Source organism: Rhodoferax sp., assembly GCF_023700745.1.
In the GTDB taxonomy this organism is placed as follows: Bacteria; Pseudomonadota; Gammaproteobacteria; order Burkholderiales; family Burkholderiaceae_C; genus Rhodoferax.
The window spans coordinates 268318-285082 of sequence record NZ_JAMPYG010000002.1; the positions used below are offsets into that span (position 1 = coordinate 268318).

The window sequence follows — 16765 nt, forward strand, 5'->3', positions numbered from 1 at the left end:
CGGAAGAAAAAGCCCCCCCGGATCAAGTCTTATCGGGACAAAATCCAGTCAACGACATTCTTGATATCGTTCGCATCCTGGGACGCGATAACCTTGTGCGTCTCTTCCGTACCATCCTTCATCTTGACTTTGGGCGCCTTGGTGATGGAGTCTGTCAGCTTGGCTTGTGCATCGGCCTTACCTTTCCATTTCTCGGCAATGCTCTTGAATGACGCCGCCTTTTTGTCCTTGTCAACCGCGTGGCATTTCAGGCAATCACTTTTTTTAGCCAAAGAAGTCGCCGCATCGGCATCAACGGCGCCATAGGACGCGGTCGTTAACGAGGCCATCAGCAGCCCCAGAGTTGACAAATTGATCAGTTTTTGGGAAATAGGAAATTTCATTGCGAGTCAGCCTTTGCTTTGTTGTCACTGGGAAGCGGCCACAGCAACGGCTCCGTTGTCGAGAACCTTGTGACCCTTGCGCACCGTGAGAATTGCGCTGTAAAAATTCTAGAACCGACTTTCTGCAAGACACAAGCCCTCCGGTCAACTTAACTGTATAAAAATAATATTCGCCCCAAATACCCGCCTTCCCTGTGAGGCAGACGCAACAGAGTCCAAATACCGCATAGAAATTATGTACTTCGGTGGCAAGCAGCGTGGGACGCATTGGTGTCAAATCAGCAAAAGATAGCCCAAGTCCTTGATATTAAACAATATTAACTCACAAACTCCAACTGGCACGTCGTTTGCTTAACCAGATCAAATCCAGGCCACAACTGTTCAGGACAGCGCAAGGATTCGGGTTTGGGACCGGGGGCAATTGTGCTGACCCAGTCATAGTTTTCAAGGAGAAACATCATGAGTGCACTGCGTAAAGTACTGGTTGTTGATGACGACCCGGTGGTTGGCAAAAGTTTCAACCGCGTTCTTTCACAAGACAAGGGCTATGTGGTCATCACGGCCCAGAACGCTGCCGAAGCCCTGGAACGGCTGCGTGAGCAGGAATACGATGTCGTCTTCACGGACATCAAGATGCCCGGCATGGATGGGGTCGAGTTGACCGAACGCGTCAAGGCCAGTCGGCCTTGGACCCCGGTCGTGATCATCACCGGCTATGGCACAACAGCCAATGAGCAAAGAGCCAAGGCGGCCGGCGTGTCGGAATTCATGCGCAAACCGCTGTCGCCCGAGATGATCGAAGAGAGCACGCAACACGCCCTTCACGCCCCCACCCAGGCCGGCGTCGTGCCGGAGCAAGTCGCAGCGACCGAAACGGCACAGCCTGAACTGGCCGAAAAGCAGAATCCCTTCAAACGCGTAGCCATGCTCCTGGCGACCCCCTTCATCGGCCTGGCCTATGCCGTGCTGCTGCCCCTGATTGGCCTGGCCATGCTGCTCTGGACTGCGGGTCAAGCCCTGATGACAATTCCGTCAGCAAGAAAAATACTGATGCGCATCAAAGATATTGCACTCTTTGTGGCAGCGCCCTTCATTGGGTTGCTCTATGCCGTCATGCTGCCCGTTGTTGGCATCACAATGCTGGCGTCCTTGGCGATCAAGGCATGGATGACCCGGCCTTCAAAGGCATAAGGGCAGACTTGCAAACACCTTTGAGCATCGTGAAACCGAGCATTTTTTGAAACAGGAGCCCGCCAGTGAGGAAATGAACGCACTGGCGGGCTTTGCGATTTCGTGGAATCAACGAAGGAAAACTCTGATGAAAAGCGTCTTGGCAACAGGCAACATGACTTTGGCAATGACTGGCAAACGCTGGTTGCTGGGGGCAATGGTGGCCGTGGGACTCGCACTGGCAAGTTCCAGTGCACTCAGCGAAACCATTGAATTATCCGAGGAGACCCAGGCCTGCCTGGACTGTCACGACAAGGAAACGGGACAGAAGAAACTCGAAAACGGGGAGCTGCTTTCCTTGCATGTCTCGGCCAAGGCCTTTACCGGCTCCATGCACAAGGAGACGGATTGCGAGGATTGCCACTCGGACATTGACGGAAAAACACACGGCAAGGTAGCAGCCGACATCAAAAGCAAACGTGATTACGCACTGGGCATGCAGGACTCCTGCCTGACCTGCCACAAGAAAAAAGTCTCGGAATACGGCGACAGTGTTCATGCCGCCATGGTCAAGGAAGGCAGCCAGAAAGCACCCCTGTGCTCGGATTGCCATCATCCACATACCGTCCAGTCCAGCAAAATCGTCGAGCCCATTGCGGCAACGCCCTGCGCCAAATGTCATGAAGACATCTTCAAAGCCTACGCCCAGGATGTCCATGGGATCGCACGCGTTGCCAAGGGAGCCACGGCACCACTGTGCGCAGACTGCCACCAGTCCCACAACGTCAAGGCAGCTTCGATGGGAACAGGCATCAAGGACAGTTGCATTTCATGCCACAAGGACGCCGTCAAGCAGCATCAGGACTGGCTGCCCAACACCGAGCGGCATTTTTCAGCCATTTCCTGCCCGGCCTGCCATGCGCCGAATGCACAGCGTCGGGTGAACCTCAGGCTGTATGACAATGCAACCAAGTTGCAGGTTTCGGAGAAATCAGGGGTGCCGCAGTTCGACAAACGCACCGACGCCGCCGATGTCAACAAGGAAGGCTTGAACGAGCGAGCCCTTTGGAGCCTGCTCAAGGAATTCAGTCAATCCGGCGACGACAGCAAAACCGTCCTGCAAGGTCGGCTGGAAGTGAGTTCCGGCGTTCAGGCCCACCAATTGAGCGACAAGTCCCTGGCCATCAAGGACTGCGACACCTGTCATAAAAAAGGTGCCGAACCTTTCCAGAGCGTGACGCTGACAATCGCCGGTCCCGATGGCAGACCCCTGCGCCACGGCGTTCAGCAAGACGTCCTGAACTCCCTCATGTCGGTTGACTCGGTGCGCGGTTTTTACGTGATCGGCAGCACGCGTATCAAACTGCTCGACATCTTGCTGGTGCTGGTTGTGCTGGGGGCCATGAGCGTGCCGATTGCCCACATGACGGTCAAACGTCTTTTCAAAGGCATGCGGGAAAAACTGGAGGCAGAGCGGCTCGCCGCACAGGCGCAAACCAAACATCAAGCCGCAACAGATGAAAACAATGCGCCTGACAGCAACACCAAGTAACAGGAACCAACCATGAACAAGCTCTATATTCACCCCTTGCCTGTCAGGATCTGGCACTGGACCAATGCCTTCGGCTTTGTGTTGCTGATTGCCACAGGATTGCAGATCAGGTACCTGGATCTGTTCCAACTCATGTCATTCAAGACCGCCGTGGTCGCCCACAACTGGATCGGCTTTGTCCTGATCGCCAACTTCTTCATCTGGCTGGGCTTTTATCTGTTCACCGACAAAATCAAGGTCTATCACCCGGAACTCAGCCCGACCAAGTACTTCAAGGCCAGTTTCCGGCAAATGGAGTTCTATGGCTACGGCATCTTCAAAGGCGACCCCAATCCCCACCATCCCAATGCTTACCGCAAGTTCAACGCACTGCAAAGCATGCTCTACCAGATCATCATGATGCTGCTGGTGCCACTGCAGTTCTTTACCGGCCTGCTGCTATGGGATGTGACCCGCTTTTCGTCCATGGTCGACCTGTTCGGCGGCGTGCGTGTGGTCGATACGGTCCATGTGCTGCTGTTCATCCTGTTCTGCGGATTCATCATCGTCCATGTGTACCTGGCCAGCCTGGGCCACACACCTTCGGCCCACTTCAAGGCCATGATCACTGGCTACGAGGAAGTGGAGGACGGACACCAGCCCGAAGCCAATCCTTGAGTCGCGCTCGTGAGGCGTCCCCGCCTCACGCCTCGATCAGAAGTCAGGCCGCGTCTGCACCGCCGGCGCCGTATTCGGTATCGCGCACCCGGATGTTGTACTTTTTCATCAAGGCCTGAAAATTGGCCCGCTGCATACCGGTTTCTTCGGCACTGCGGGTCACATTGGAGGCGTTTCGCCTGAGCGTTTCCTGGATGAACATTTTCTCGATGTCCTCCACCGATTTTTCACGGGCAATTTTCTTGACGCGCTTGAGGTCATCACTGGTACGGGGCACCTCGAAATCAGGACGCTGCGTGTTCTCGATGATGTTGGCCAGGTGGGCCTGGCGGATGATGTGGTCGGTCGCAAGGATGACCGCCCGCTGCATGGTGTTTTCAAGTTCACGCACATTGCCCGGCCAGGCATAGTTCACCAGCAGGCTCATGGCGCCATCCGAGATTTCGGATACCGGCTTGCCCAGCTCAGCGCTAAAGATCTTGAGAAAGTGAAACGCCAGTGCCGGGATGTCATCGCGGCGCTCCCTGAGGGCTGGCGAGTGGATCGGAAAAACGTTGATGCGATAGTACAGGTCCTCGCGGAAAGTGCCCTCCAGCACCATCGCCTTGAGATCCTTGTTGGTGGCCGTGATCAGCCGGACATTGGTCTTCTGCGTCGTGGTACTGCCAACCGCCCTGAACTCCCGCTCCTGAATGACACGCAGCAATTTGGCCTGGGTGGACAACGGAATATTGCCAAATTCATCCAGGAAAAGGCTGCCGTTGTTGGCAATTTCAAACATGCCGCGCTTGTTCGCCACGGCCCCGGTAAATGAACCCTTGGTATGCCCGAACAACTCACTTTCAAGCAAACTTTCGCTGAGGGTGTTGCAGTCAACCGTGACAAACGGCTGGTCCTTGCGCAGGCTGTTGTAATGGATCGCGCGGGCGATCATTTCCTTGCCGGTGCCACTCTCCCCGGTGATCAGGACGGTACTATTGGTCGGCGCACACTTGGCAATCAGGCCAAAAACCGCCTGCATCGACGGACTCGACCCAATGATGTTCTCAAACCGGTATTTGGAACTGACTTCGGTTTTGAGCTTGCGGTTTTCCTGCTGCAACTGGCGCCGCTCCAACGCCCGATCCACCACAAGCTTGAGTTCATCCGGATCAAAGGGCTTTGACAGGTAGTCAAAGGCGCCCAGCTTCATCGCCTTGACGGCGGTCTGAATTTCGGACAAACCGGTCATCATGATGACATCAACGGTAGGGTGACGCTCCTTGACGTGCTGCAACACCTCCAGACCATCAATGCCAGGCATCATGATGTCCAGAATCATCAAGTCGTACTCGGTTTCATCCACCTTGCGCAAGGCATCCTGGCCATCGTTCGCCGAATCGACAACCAACATGCTGTCGCCAAGAATGCGTCGGCAACTCCGGATGACGATTTCCTCGTCATCAACAATCAAGATTTTGGCGCTCATTGTGCTTTCTCACCTGGTCTAAGTTCGCTTTCACTGAAGGGCGACGTGATCGGCAGCAGGATCCGGAAAGTCGTACCCTGCCCAACCACGCTGGCCACCTTGATCTCGCCACCATGCGCTTTGACAATCCCGTAGCTGACCGACAGACCCAGCCCGGTCCCCTTGCCTACTTCCTTCGAGGTAAAGAAGGGATCAAAAATGCGCTGCATATTGGCCTCCGGTATGCCACAACCAGAGTCCTTGATGGCCAATTCGACCATGGGCACACTCTTCTCGTCCGTTGGTTGAGGCGTTTTAACAACGTAGGAGCGGCTCACGACGGCAATCGTACCGGCCCCCTCAATGGCCTGCTGGGCGTTGACCAGAATGTTCAGGACCACCTGCTTGATCAGGTCCGCATCGCCCCAGATTTGCGGCAAGCCCGGATCAAGGTCCATTGAGATCACAATTTTTTGCAAAGATGCGGGGCGCTCGACAAAACGAACCGTATCTTCCACCACCTGATTCAGGTTGAAAAAGCCCTTGACGGGCACTTTTTCCCTGGCGAAATCAAGCAAGCGCCGGATGATGCTGGCACAGCGCTTGGTCTCGCGAATCACCAGATCCAGATCCTCGGCGTCCTCACTGCCTTCAAGTACCTTCTTGCGCATGAGGGAGGTGAAGGTCAGAACCCCGGTCAGCGGGTTGTTCAACTCATGCGCGATGCCTGCCGCCAGCACGCCAATGGACGCCAGCTTCTCCCCTTGCGCCACTTCGGCCCGGGCTGCCAGCAGTTCCCTTGAACGTTCTTCAACCTTGGACTCAAGCTCCTGAATCAGCTCATTCAATTCGGAGCGGGCATCTTTGAGGGCCGTCGTCATATCATTGAATGAACCCGCCACACGGCCGAATTCATCCGGACTGCGCACGGGTATCGCCACGTCAAGCTGCCCCGATCTGATTTTTTTGGCTCCGGTCTCGAGGTCTTTCAGCGGCACGTAAATCATGCGTTGCAGCAGGTACCCAAGACTGAACGTCACCAACACGATAAACGCAAATGAGATCGCAGCGATGTGAATGGCATGCTTGCGCATGGCCTGGTCAATCTCATCCAGCGAGTAGGCAATATCCACAATGCCAAGCACGGTCTGGCTGGCCGGATGCTCATGGCAGGATGCCGAGGCACAGGTTGGTTCGTTGCGTATCGCGTGCATGCTGGCCAGCACCCGATGGTTGCCAGCCGGATTGGCAAACACCTGCCACCGCTTCTCATCGGCAACCCTTTTCAAGGGCTCGCTGGTCTGATGGCAAAGAATACAGGGCTCGTCCTGTTGATCAACCGAATAGCCGATTTCAGATTTGCGGTTGGAATGGATGATCGTGCCGTCCTTGCTGATCACCCTGAGACGTTCGATTCCTTTTTGCTGGCCAACGTCCTCGATGATTTTTTCAGCGATATCGCGTTTGTTCAACAGCATGGTGTAGCGGGTGCTGGCAACCACGACATCCGCAATCTGCATGACATGGTCGGCAACGACGGCCTGCATGTCCGCTTGCCGGTGCTGGATAAAAAGCAGGGTGGTAACCGCCGTCGCCACGGAAAGGGCAACAAACAAGTACACACTGACTTTGAACTTGAGATTATTTTTGATCATTGACAAGATCACGGATCAATTCAGCTTGCGACAAGGTACCGCAATCCGAGGTGGAAATTAGACCACTTATTTCCGTCCTGCCAGCCTCATGCCATGTTTATTATTCCGAAATCAAGCCATGCAAACCAAGGAAAAACCATAAAAAAACCGGTAGTCCAACGACTTACCGGTCTTTGAGGCTGGATCAGTCAGTGGTCAAAACGGAATGTCGTCATCCATGTCATCAAAACCGCTGGGCGGACGGGCCGCCGGGGCGGCTGACGCTGCTGCTCGTGCGGGCGCAGCAGCGGCGCGCGCCGGCGCAGCTGGCGCCGAACGACCGTAGCCGCCGTCATCGTCGCCATGGCTGGGCTCACCCATGCCCTGACGACTGCCCAGCATCTGCATCTGGTCGGCGCGGATCTCGGTGGTGTATTTCTCAATACCGTCCTTGTCGGTCCATTTCCGGGTGCGCAAACTGCCTTCGACGTAGATTTGTGAACCCTTGCGCAAGTATTGCTCGACAATTTCCGCCAGGCGGCCATTGAAAACAATGCGGTGCCACTCGGTGGCTTCGCGCATTTCGTTGCTTTGCTTGTCCTTCCACTTGTCCGTGGTCGCGATGGTGACGTTGGCCACACGATCGCCGTTGGGGAAAGTGCGCACCTCCGGGTCGCGACCGAGGTTGCCCACCAGAATTACTTTATTGACGGATGCCATGCTTGTTCCTTTGTATGTTGCGGTGCACCAGACCTGCACCGGGCGGACGAACCGCAATGTTTCAGTTTAGCCGGCTTTTGCCGGATTTCAATGACCACGCGCCACCGGCGCCTGCATCGGCCAGGCCACCACCAGCCACAACAGCATCAGACCGGCACAGACCGCAAACAGACCACTGGCGCCGCCATGCTTCATGAGCCAGCCGCCGCCCATGCCACCGGCAAAAAAACCCAGCGACTGCAGTGTGTTGTAAACCCCGATGGCGGCGCCGCGACTGGCCGGAGGGGCCAAACGCGACACGATGCTGGGCTGGCTGGCTTCGAGCACATTGAATCCATAAAAGAAGACAAACAGAAGGCTCCCCAGCAGCGCAATGCCCGGCATGGCATCCACCTGCCACCAGAGTCCGGCCTGGACCAGCGCCGTCAAGCCAATCGCGGTCAGAAACACAGCGCGCAAATAACCCCGTTTTTCCAGCTGGAACAAGCTGCCGCCCATCACCACAAACGAGCCCAGCACCGCAGGCAGGTAAACCTGCCAATGGTCCTGCCGCGGCAAACCCGCCTTGACCAGCATGGCTGGCAGGGCCAGCCACATGGCCAGTTGCACCGCGTGCAGCACAAAAACACCAAAATTCAGCCGCAGCAAGGCCGCCGAGTGCAGCACATCGGCCAAGCGGCCGCGCGGCTGGTCCTTGTGCTGCAAAGGTTCAGGCGGGACCCACCAGATCACGGCCGCCACGCCCAGCAGCGCCAGCACCCCGGTCAGAGCAAAAATACCCACCAACCCGATCCAGCCAGCCAGCACCGGCGCGGCCACCAAAGACAGGGCAAACATCAAGCCAATGCTGGCCCCCACCATCGCCATGGATTTGGTGCGCACCACATCACGCGTCTGGTCGGCCAGCAGCGCCGTCACAGCCGCCGACACCGCGCCCGCACCCTGCACGGCCCGGCCAATCGCCAGCCAGGTGAGCGACGGCGCCCATGCCGCCAGCAGGCTGCCCGCCGCAAACACCAGTAGGCCAAAGACAATCACGGGTTTGCGGCCGACCCGATCGGAGGCCAGGCCATACAAAAATTGCAGCATGGCCTGCGTCAAGCCATAGATCCCCATGGTCAGACCGACCATGGCGGCATCGTCGCCCCCCGGGTAACGCGATGCCTCAATGGCAAACACCGGCAAAATCAGAAACAGGCCCAACATGCGCAGGGCAAAAATGGAGGCCAGTGAAAAACTGGCGCGCAACTCCAGCGCCGTCATGGCGGTTGCGGCCTTGGCGCTGGCAGTCGCCGGTGGAACATTCACATCAGACACGGGTTTCTCCGAGATCACAAGCGCAACCCAGACAGGTTGCAAGCGCTGGATTGTCCCTGATTCTCAGGATTCGCCTGTCCCATCAAGTCCATCAAAAGGCAGGCATTGGCTATCATGACAGGTTGCCCGGTGCATTTTTACCGTATTTATTGGACCTTTCCACCTTGAACACATCCGACGTCGGCACCCTAAGCCATGCCACAGACGGCAAATATTTGGGCGCGGCCCTGCAGGCGCAGACCATCAGCATCCGTGGCGCGCGCACCCATAACCTGAAAAACATCGACCTCGACATCCCGCGCAACCAGCTCGTGGTGATCACCGGACTGTCGGGCTCGGGCAAGTCCAGCCTGGCCTTTGACACCCTCTATGCCGAAGGCCAGCGTCGTTATGTGGAGAGCCTTTCGACCTATGCGCGGCAATTTTTGCAACTCATGGACAAGCCAGATGTGGACGTGATTGAGGGCCTGTCGCCGGCGATTTCGATCGAGCAAAAGGCCACCAGCCACAACCCGCGCTCCACGGTGGGCACGGTCACCGAGATTCACGACTACCTGCGCCTGCTGTTTGCCCGTGCCGGCACGCCTTACTGCCCGGAACACCAACAACCCTTGCAGTCGCAAACCGTGAGCCAGATGGTGGATGCCGTGCTGGCCCTGCCGGTGGATACCCGGCTGATGATTTTGGCACCCATCGCACGTGAAAAAAAGGGCGAGTTCCTGGATGTGTTTGCCGACATGCAGGCGCAAGGCTATGTACGCTTTCGGGTCAACGGCCAGACCTACGAATTTGACCAGTTGCCGGCACTCAAGAAAACCGAGAAGCACGACATCGACATCGTCATTGACCGCATCAAGGTGCGCCACCCCGAGCTTGCCCCTGGCGCTGACCGCACCGACCATGACAACCTGAAGCAGCGCCTGGCCGAGAGCTTCGAGGCGGCCTTGCGGGTGGCCAACGGGCGCGCCATTGCGCTGGAAATGGACAACGCGGCTGAGCACCTGTTCAATGCCAAGTTTGCCTGCCCGGTGTGCAGCTACTCGATCGCCGAACTGGAGCCGCGCCTGTTCTCGTTCAATTCGCCGGTCGGCGCCTGCCCCAGCTGTGACGGCCTGGGCCTGCAGGAGTTTTTTGATCCGGCGCGGGTGGTCGCCTTTCCGTCCTTGAGTCTGGCCAGCGGCGCCATCAAGGGCTGGGACCGGCGCAATGCCTATTACTTTGCCATGCTGGAAAGCCTGGCTGCACACTACAGGTTTGACATCGAGCTGCCGTTCGAGTCCCTGCCTGACGCCATACAACAGGCGGTGCTGCAAGGCTCGGGCGAAGAAGAAATCAGGTTCAGCTATGTCATGGACCCGGGCACCTCGAGCGGCAAAAAGCTGAGCAAAAAACACCCCTTCGAGGGCATCATCCCCAACATGCAACGGCGCTACCGCGAGACCGACTCCAACGTCGTGCGCGAAGACCTGGCGCGCCTGCGCAGCATCCAGCCCTGCCCTGACTGCGCGGGCAGCCGCCTCAAGCGCGAAGCACGCCACGTGCGGATTGGTGAAAGTGCGCAATCGCGGGCTATCTTCGAGCTCAGCCACTACACGCTGGCCGAATGTTTGGCCTATTTCAACACGCTCACCATGCACGGCGCCAAGGGCGACATTGCAGCCAAGGTGGTACGTGAAATCAGCCTGCGCCTGAAGTTCCTCAACGACGTCGGCCTGACCTACCTGAGCCTGGACCGCAGCGCCGAAACCTTGAGCGGCGGCGAGGCGCAGCGCATCCGACTGGCCAGCCAGATTGGCTCGGGCCTGACCGGTGTCATGTATGTGCTCGACGAGCCCAGCATTGGTCTGCACCAGCGCGACAACGACCGCCTGATCGAGACCCTGAAACACCTGCGCGACATTGGCAACAGCGTGCTGGTGGTCGAACACGACGAGGACATGATGCGCGCCGCCGACCACATCATTGACATGGGTCCTGGCGCCGGTCTGCATGGCGGGCGGGTGATGGCGCAGGGCGACTTTGACCAGGTCAAGGCCACACCCGACTCGCTGACCGGCCAATACCTGAGCGGCGCGCGCTGCATTGCCGTGCCCAGGCACCGCACCGCCTGGCTTCCCACGCAAGCGCCGAAACCGTTCAACCAGGGCAAGTCCAGCCGTTTTGCACCCAGCCCGGCAGCAGTGAAGCGCGCCGAGCGCGAGGCGCAGCACAACGCCACCCTGGGCGAGTTGCAGGCGCTCAAGGTCATGGGTGCCAGCGGCCACAACCTGAAACAGGTCGACGTCGCTTTCCCGGTGGGCCTGCTGACCTGCGTCACCGGTGTCTCGGGCTCGGGCAAATCGACGCTGGTGAATGACACGCTTTACAAGGCGGTGGCGCGCACCATTTACCGCGCCCACGACGAAGCGGCTGAACACGCGGCCATAGAAGGTATCGAGTACTTCGACAAGGTCATCAATGTCGACCAGTCACCAATCGGCCGCACGCCGCGCAGCAACCCGGCCACCTACACCGGCCTGTTCACCCCCATTCGCGAGCTCATGGCCGAGGTGCCGACCGCGCGTGAACGCGGTTACGGCCCCGGGCGTTTCAGTTTCAATGTGGCCGGCGGCCGCTGCGAAGCCTGCGAGGGCGACGGCATGGTCAAGGTCGAGATGCACTTTTTGCCCGACGTCTATGTGCCCTGTGACGTCTGCCTGGGTAAGCGCTACAACCGTGAAACACTGGAAGTACTCTACAAAGGCAAGAACATTGCGCAAATCCTGGACCTCACGGTCGACGTCGCGCATGAATTCTTCAAGGCGGTGCCGACGATTGAGCGCAAACTGCACACCCTGCTCGATGTCGGCTTGTCCTACATCCGCCTGGGCCAGGCCGCCACCACCTTGTCGGGCGGCGAGGCGCAGCGCGTCAAGCTGGCCCTGGAACTCTCCAAGCGAGACACCGGGCGCACGCTTTACATTCTGGACGAGCCCACCACGGGTTTGCACTTTGCTGACATCGACCTGCTGCTCAAGGTGTTGCACCAGTTGCGCGACGCGGGCAACACCATTGTGGTGATTGAGCACAACCTGGACGTGATCAAAACCGCCGACTGGCTGATCGACATGGGCCCCGAAGGCGGCAGCGGCGGCGGCACCGTGGTGGGGGTTGGCACGCCAGAGCAATTGGCCACCAACCCGGCCAGCCACACCGGGCGCTATCTGGCCCGGCTGCTTTGACCCAATTACGCGCGCGCGGCCTGCAGCATGGCACGCGTTTTCAGGGCTTCCTGGCGCGCGGCCTGGGCAAAATCGGCGCCGCCTGAAGCATACAAAACGGCGCGCGATGAGTTCACGATGATCGGTCCGTTGTCACGCCAACCCGCCTTGACCGTGGCCAGGGCATCACCGCCCTGGGCGCCCACACCCGGAATCAGCAAGGGCAGCGTCGGCGCCAGGGCGCGCACGCGCTCGATCTCGGCCGGATAGGTGGCGCCGACCACCAGTCCCAGCTGGCCATTGAGGTTCCACGGCCCCTGCGCCAATTGCGCAATGTGCTCGTACAACAAGGGCTCGCCCGTCACACTGCGCAGGCGCTGGTTCTGAAAATCATCGCCCCCCGGGTTGGAGGTGCGGCACAGCAGGAATGCGCCTTTGCCGTGGTACTTGAGGTAGGGCTGGATCGAGTCAAAACCCATGAACGGCGACAGCGTCACCGCATCGGCGCCGTAGCGTTCAAAGGCTTCCTTGGCATATTGCTCGGCGGTGCTGCCAATGTCGCCGCGCTTGGCATCCAGAATGACGGGCACCGCTGGCGCGGTGCGGCGCATGTGCGCGATCAAGCGTTCAAGCTGGTCTTCGGCCCGGTGTGCCGCAAAGTAGGCAATTTGCGGCTTGAACGAGCTCACCAAGTCGGCCGTGGCGTCGACGATGGCAGCACAAAATGCGTAAATCTTGCTGGCGTCGTCCTTCAGCCCGGCAGGAAACCTGGCCGGCTCGGGGTCCAGCCCGACGCACAACATGGAACCGTTTTGGCGCTCGGCATTGCGCAACATGTCTAAAAAATTCATGGTGCAATTGTATGAAGTACTGCCGCCAGCCACGACCAACAATTAGGTGTCCTAAACTGCAGACCTCACACCAGCTGAACCACCCCATGCGCCCTGACGAATTCCCCGACAACGACGAAGACAGCCTATTCACACCCGCCGAGCGCACAGCGGCGGCAGCGCGCTCCACCTGGGTCAGCGTGGCCGTGAACCTGGTGTTGAGCATGGCCCAAATTGCGGCAGGCATCATGGCCAAGTCGCAGGGTTTGATTGCCGACGGCATTCACACCCTGTCTGACCTGATTGCCGACTTTGTGGTGCTGTTTGCCAACCACCACAGCCAGAAAGACGCCGACGAAGACCACCCCTACGGCCACCAACGCTTTGAGACTGCGGCCTCTTTGGTGCTGGGCGCACTGTTGTTGGCCGTGGGCCTGGGCATGTTGTGGTCAGCCGCCAGCAAGCTGCAAAACCCAGAGTCAATCGCCACGGTGCACATCACGGCCCTGTGGGTGGCCGCGGGTGCACTGGTTGGCAAGGAACTGCTGTTTCGCTACATGCTGAATGTTGCAAAAAAAGTCAAAAGCAGCATGCTGGTGGCCAACGCATGGCACGCTCGCTCGGATGCCGCGTCGTCGCTGGTGGTAGGTATTGGCATCATTGGCAACCTGATGGGCTACCCCATTCTGGACCCGATTGCTGCCGCAATTGTGGGTTTCATGGTGACCCGGATGGGCTGGAATTTTGGCTGGGATGCGCTGCACGACCTGATGGACCGCGCGGTGGACGAGGCCGAGGTACAGACCATCCGGCAAACCCTGCTCGACACCCCCGGCGTCGGCAGTGTGCACGACGTACGCACCCGCAAAATGGGCGACATGATTGTGGTCGATGTCCATCTGGAAGTGGATGCCACGCTGAGCGTCGAGCAGGGCCATGACATTGCCGTGGCAGCCCGCAACCGCGTCATGCAGCGCCACCGGGTGATCAACATGATGACCCATGTGGACCCCTACCGACGCCCCGACCGGGACCATGAGGCAACCAGCCGGGTTCACATGAACACCGGATCGCGCCCCTGAGCGCTGGCGCCATACATGGTTTTACGTCGATGTCTTTGATTTAATATTGAAGCGGATGGCTCAAGACCGACTGCCCTGATGCGCCCACGGGATGTCAAAGCATATCCGTCATGGCCAGGTTGAGCTTGTGGCGGATGTTGCTGCGGCGCGGGAGCAACCAGGTGCGTAAGACGACGAACTCAATGCGAAACTATGGTCATGCTCAACAACATCGAGATTTTCCCCTGGAACGAGAACTTTGCCACCGGCATTGCAACGATTGACTCACAGCATCGCAAGCTGATTGCGCTACTCAACACGTTGGTCAATCACATGGCTTTTCAGGTGGAGGAGCCCACGATCAACAAGATATTTGACGAGCTCAGCGACTATGCTGCCGTGCATTTCCAGACCGAAGAGGCCATCTGGCACCAGCACTTGCAGGGCGATGTCTGGGAGCTGGAGCACCAGGCCGCCCACACCGACTTTGTAACGCAGGTGATGCAACTCAAAAGCGAAGAAGGCACGAAGCCGCTCGACGAGGTGATCGAGGGCATCGTCACCTTCCTGACCCACTGGTTGGCGTTGCACATCATCGAGTCCGACAAGCGCATGGCCAAGGTGGTGCTGGCGTTGCCTGCCGCAGGCTCACTGGCGCAGGCAAAAATCATGGCCGACGACGCGATGTCGGGTGCCACGCGCGCGCTGATCGAAACGGTGATCAGCATGTACGACAAGATGGCCAACCACACCGTACGCATGACCCGGGAAATTTACAAGCGCAAGCAGACCGAGCAGGAGCTGCGCGACGCACACGAAGAATTGCGCGCCGCCAAGGAGCAGGCCGAGGTGGCCAACCGGTCCAAGTCGGAATTTTTGGCCACCATCAGCCACGAACTGCGCACGCCGCTGCAAGGCCTGCTCGGTTTTGCCGAACTGCTGGCGCTGGGCAATATCAGCGAGAACGAACGCATGGAATGCGCCAGTTACATCTACAACTCGGGCAAGTCATTGGTGGAGCTGATTGACGAGATCCTCGGCCATGCGAAGCTTGAAGCCGGCAAGATGGCACTGACCATGAGCGTCTGCCAACCCGGGCAGTTGCTGAGCGACGTGGCAGCCCTGTTTGCCAAGACGGTCCAGAAAAAGGGGCTCGCATCGGTGCAGACCTGGACCGGGCTGCAGGGGCAGTCTTATGAGATGGACGCCGTCCGGGTCCGGCAAATGCTGGGCAACCTGATCAGCAACGCCATCAAGTTCACCACCACCGGCACAATTGAAGTGAAGGCCGAAGAAATCGAAAGAGCCAACGATGAAGCCGTACTGCGGTTTTCGGTGACCGATACCGGGCATGGCATCAAGCCTGAATTTCAACCCTTGTTGTTTCAGCGCTTTGAACAGGTCAACAGCGCACTCACACAAAAAGGCGGCGGCAGCGGCCTGGGGCTATCCATCGTGAAAGGCCTGGCCACCCTCATGGGCGGGACGGTGGGTTTAACCAGCCAGGAGAACCGGGGCACCACGGTCTGGTTCAGCATCCGGGCCAAAGTTGACAGGGTCCAGGGGCCAGAGAGTTGAGGCGCCCAAGATATCCTGATTGAGCCGTTGCTATGCGTCGCCAGCCATTGGCTTGATCGGTTTCAGCGATGTCCCGAACTGCTCACGCAGCGGCGCATGGCCGAGTGGCGGAAATTCGAACGAAACCTCTGGCACCTTTCTTTCTGGAATATGGTCAAGCAGGTGGCGGATCAGGGTGAGTCGACCCCGCCGCTGATCGTTGAAGTCGACCAGCACCCATGGCGCTTTCGGTTTGTGCGTGGCCCTGAGCATGGCATCGCGTGCCAGCCCGTACTGGGCATACTTTTCTCGCGCCTGAAGGTCGATCGGACTGAGCTTCCAGCGCTTGAGCGGATCAGCCTGGCGTTCAGCAAAGCGCTCTTCCTGCTTTTCCTGGTCAACGGTCAGCCAATACTTGAACAGCAGGATGCCATCGTCCACCAAAAGCTTCTCGAACACCGGCGCCTGCTGGAGAAAGGCCTGGCTTTGGGCTTTGCTACAGAAGCCCATGACTGTTTCAACACCGGCACGGTTGTACCAGCTGCGATCAAAAAAAACGATTTCACCAGCGGCCGGCAGATGTGGCACATAGCGCTGGAAATACCACTGTGTTGCTTCGCGTTCGCTCGGTTTGGCCAACGCCACGGTGCGGCACTGGCGTGGATTGAGCGTTTCCATCAAAGCAGAAATCACACCCCCCTTGCCCGCCGTATCACGGCCTTCGATGACCACGGCCAGCCGTTTTCCAGTGTGCAGCAACCAGCGCGCAACGTCGTTCAACTCCTGTTGTAGCGGAGCCAGCCGTTCGTAGTACTCGCTTTTGCCAAGCTTGCCCGACTTGCCTTTTTTGACTTGCTCATTGACAAATACTACCATCCATTGCCCACGACTGCCTAAAAAATCCAGGACAAAACCATGGCCTTCGCCGACACACTCAAACAACTCCCTACCGTGGCCGATCTGGCTGCATTGCAACTGCGCAACGCAGCAGGCCAGGTGGTGGCCACCATCGAAAACAAACCCGGCAAGGCAGGTGCCCTGGCAGTCTATGCCGCGCTTGCAGCCAGGCACGGGGGCATCAACGTGGCGGCGGCGCAAGAAGGTCTGGAACTCTTTGCCGAACACACCGCCGATGCACGCGCCCATCCGGGTAAACACCCCAACATCGATCGCTTGCTGGAGGTCATCGCGTCTGGCCAGTGTTTCTCGGTCAATCTGCTCAAGGCCTGAAAACAAA

At 58.4% G+C, this 16765-nt stretch carries 15 protein-coding genes; 8 read left to right on the top strand and 7 right to left on the bottom strand.

Annotated features, from left to right (window positions below):
• Nucleotides 1–29: 29 nt before the first annotated feature.
• The gene (locus NDJ10_RS03355) at nt 30–383 is read right to left on the bottom strand and encodes a c-type cytochrome (RefSeq protein ID WP_296159706.1); all 354 of its coding nucleotides are present in this window, start codon (nt 381–383) and stop codon (nt 30–32) included.
• A 459-nt stretch (nt 384–842) separates the two neighbouring features.
• On the opposite strand from NDJ10_RS03355, the gene NDJ10_RS03360 reads away from it, so the two are divergent.
• The 3 genes from NDJ10_RS03360 (at nt 843) to NDJ10_RS03370 (ending at nt 3762) form a co-directional block, all read left to right on the top strand.
• Nucleotides 843–1574: a response regulator gene (locus NDJ10_RS03360; protein ID WP_296159708.1), complete on the top strand. Its 732-nt coding sequence runs from the start codon at nt 843–845 to the stop codon at nt 1572–1574.
• Nucleotides 1575–1701: 127 nt separating this feature from the next.
• Nucleotides 1702–3105, top strand: a complete 1404-nt coding sequence (locus NDJ10_RS03365; RefSeq protein WP_296159709.1) for a cytochrome c3 family protein — start codon at nt 1702–1704, stop codon at nt 3103–3105.
• A 12-nt stretch (nt 3106–3117) separates the two neighbouring features.
• A complete protein-coding gene (locus NDJ10_RS03370; RefSeq protein ID WP_296159710.1) occupies nt 3118–3762 on the top strand; it encodes a cytochrome b/b6 domain-containing protein in 645 nt (214 codons plus the stop codon).
• A 43-nt stretch (nt 3763–3805) separates the two neighbouring features.
• On the opposite strand, the gene NDJ10_RS03375 is transcribed toward NDJ10_RS03370, so the two are convergent.
• The gene (locus tag NDJ10_RS03375) at nt 3806–5230 is read right to left on the bottom strand and encodes a sigma-54 dependent transcriptional regulator (RefSeq protein ID WP_296159711.1); all 1425 of its coding nucleotides are present in this window, start codon (nt 5228–5230) and stop codon (nt 3806–3808) included.
• Nucleotides 5227–6423 (bottom strand): ATP-binding protein, encoded by a 1197-nt coding sequence (locus NDJ10_RS03380; RefSeq protein ID WP_296159713.1) that lies wholly within the window; start codon nt 6421–6423, stop codon nt 5227–5229. Before NDJ10_RS03380 ends, NDJ10_RS03375 begins: the two co-directional genes overlap by 4 nt.
• Before the next feature lie 15 nt (nt 6424–6438).
• On the opposite strand from NDJ10_RS03380, the gene NDJ10_RS03385 reads away from it, so the two are divergent.
• The gene (locus NDJ10_RS03385; protein ID WP_296159714.1) at nt 6439–6867 is read left to right on the top strand and encodes a hypothetical protein; all 429 of its coding nucleotides are present in this window, start codon (nt 6439–6441) and stop codon (nt 6865–6867) included.
• Nucleotides 6868–7059: 192 nt separating this feature from the next.
• On the opposite strand, the gene ssb is transcribed toward NDJ10_RS03385, so the two are convergent.
• The gene (ssb, locus tag NDJ10_RS03390; RefSeq protein WP_296159715.1) at nt 7060–7563 is read right to left on the bottom strand and encodes a single-stranded DNA-binding protein; all 504 of its coding nucleotides are present in this window, start codon (nt 7561–7563) and stop codon (nt 7060–7062) included.
• Between the two features lie 87 nt (nt 7564–7650).
• The gene (locus NDJ10_RS03395) at nt 7651–8826 is read right to left on the bottom strand and encodes an MFS transporter (RefSeq protein WP_296159818.1); all 1176 of its coding nucleotides are present in this window, start codon (nt 8824–8826) and stop codon (nt 7651–7653) included.
• Nucleotides 8827–9095: 269 nt separating this feature from the next.
• On the opposite strand from NDJ10_RS03395, the gene uvrA reads away from it, so the two are divergent.
• Entirely contained in the window at nt 9096–12101 is a 3006-nt protein-coding gene (gene uvrA, locus NDJ10_RS03400) for an excinuclease ABC subunit UvrA (protein WP_296159819.1), read from the top strand.
• A gap of 5 nt (nt 12102–12106) precedes the next feature.
• Here uvrA and pyrF read toward each other — a convergent pair whose 3' ends face one another.
• Nucleotides 12107–12931 (bottom strand): orotidine-5'-phosphate decarboxylase, encoded by an 825-nt coding sequence (gene pyrF, locus NDJ10_RS03405; protein WP_296159716.1) that lies wholly within the window; start codon nt 12929–12931, stop codon nt 12107–12109.
• 86 nt (nt 12932–13017) lie between these two features.
• Between pyrF and NDJ10_RS03410 the strand changes: the two genes are divergently transcribed.
• Complete coding sequence (locus tag NDJ10_RS03410; protein WP_296159717.1) at nt 13018–13992, top strand: cation diffusion facilitator family transporter; 975 nt, start codon at nt 13018–13020, stop codon at nt 13990–13992.
• 192 nt (nt 13993–14184) lie between these two features.
• Entirely contained in the window at nt 14185–15549 is a 1365-nt protein-coding gene (locus tag NDJ10_RS03415) for a bacteriohemerythrin (RefSeq protein ID WP_296159718.1), read from the top strand.
• Between the two features lie 30 nt (nt 15550–15579).
• On the opposite strand, the gene ppk2 is transcribed toward NDJ10_RS03415, so the two are convergent.
• Complete coding sequence (gene ppk2, locus NDJ10_RS03420; protein WP_296159719.1) at nt 15580–16404, bottom strand: polyphosphate kinase 2; 825 nt, start codon at nt 16402–16404, stop codon at nt 15580–15582.
• Nucleotides 16405–16443: 39 nt separating this feature from the next.
• Between ppk2 and NDJ10_RS03425 the strand changes: the two genes are divergently transcribed.
• On the top strand, nt 16444–16758 hold the full coding sequence (locus NDJ10_RS03425) for a DUF2322 family protein (RefSeq protein WP_296159721.1): 315 nt from the start codon (nt 16444–16446) through the stop codon (nt 16756–16758).
• Nucleotides 16759–16765 lie beyond the last annotated feature (7 nt).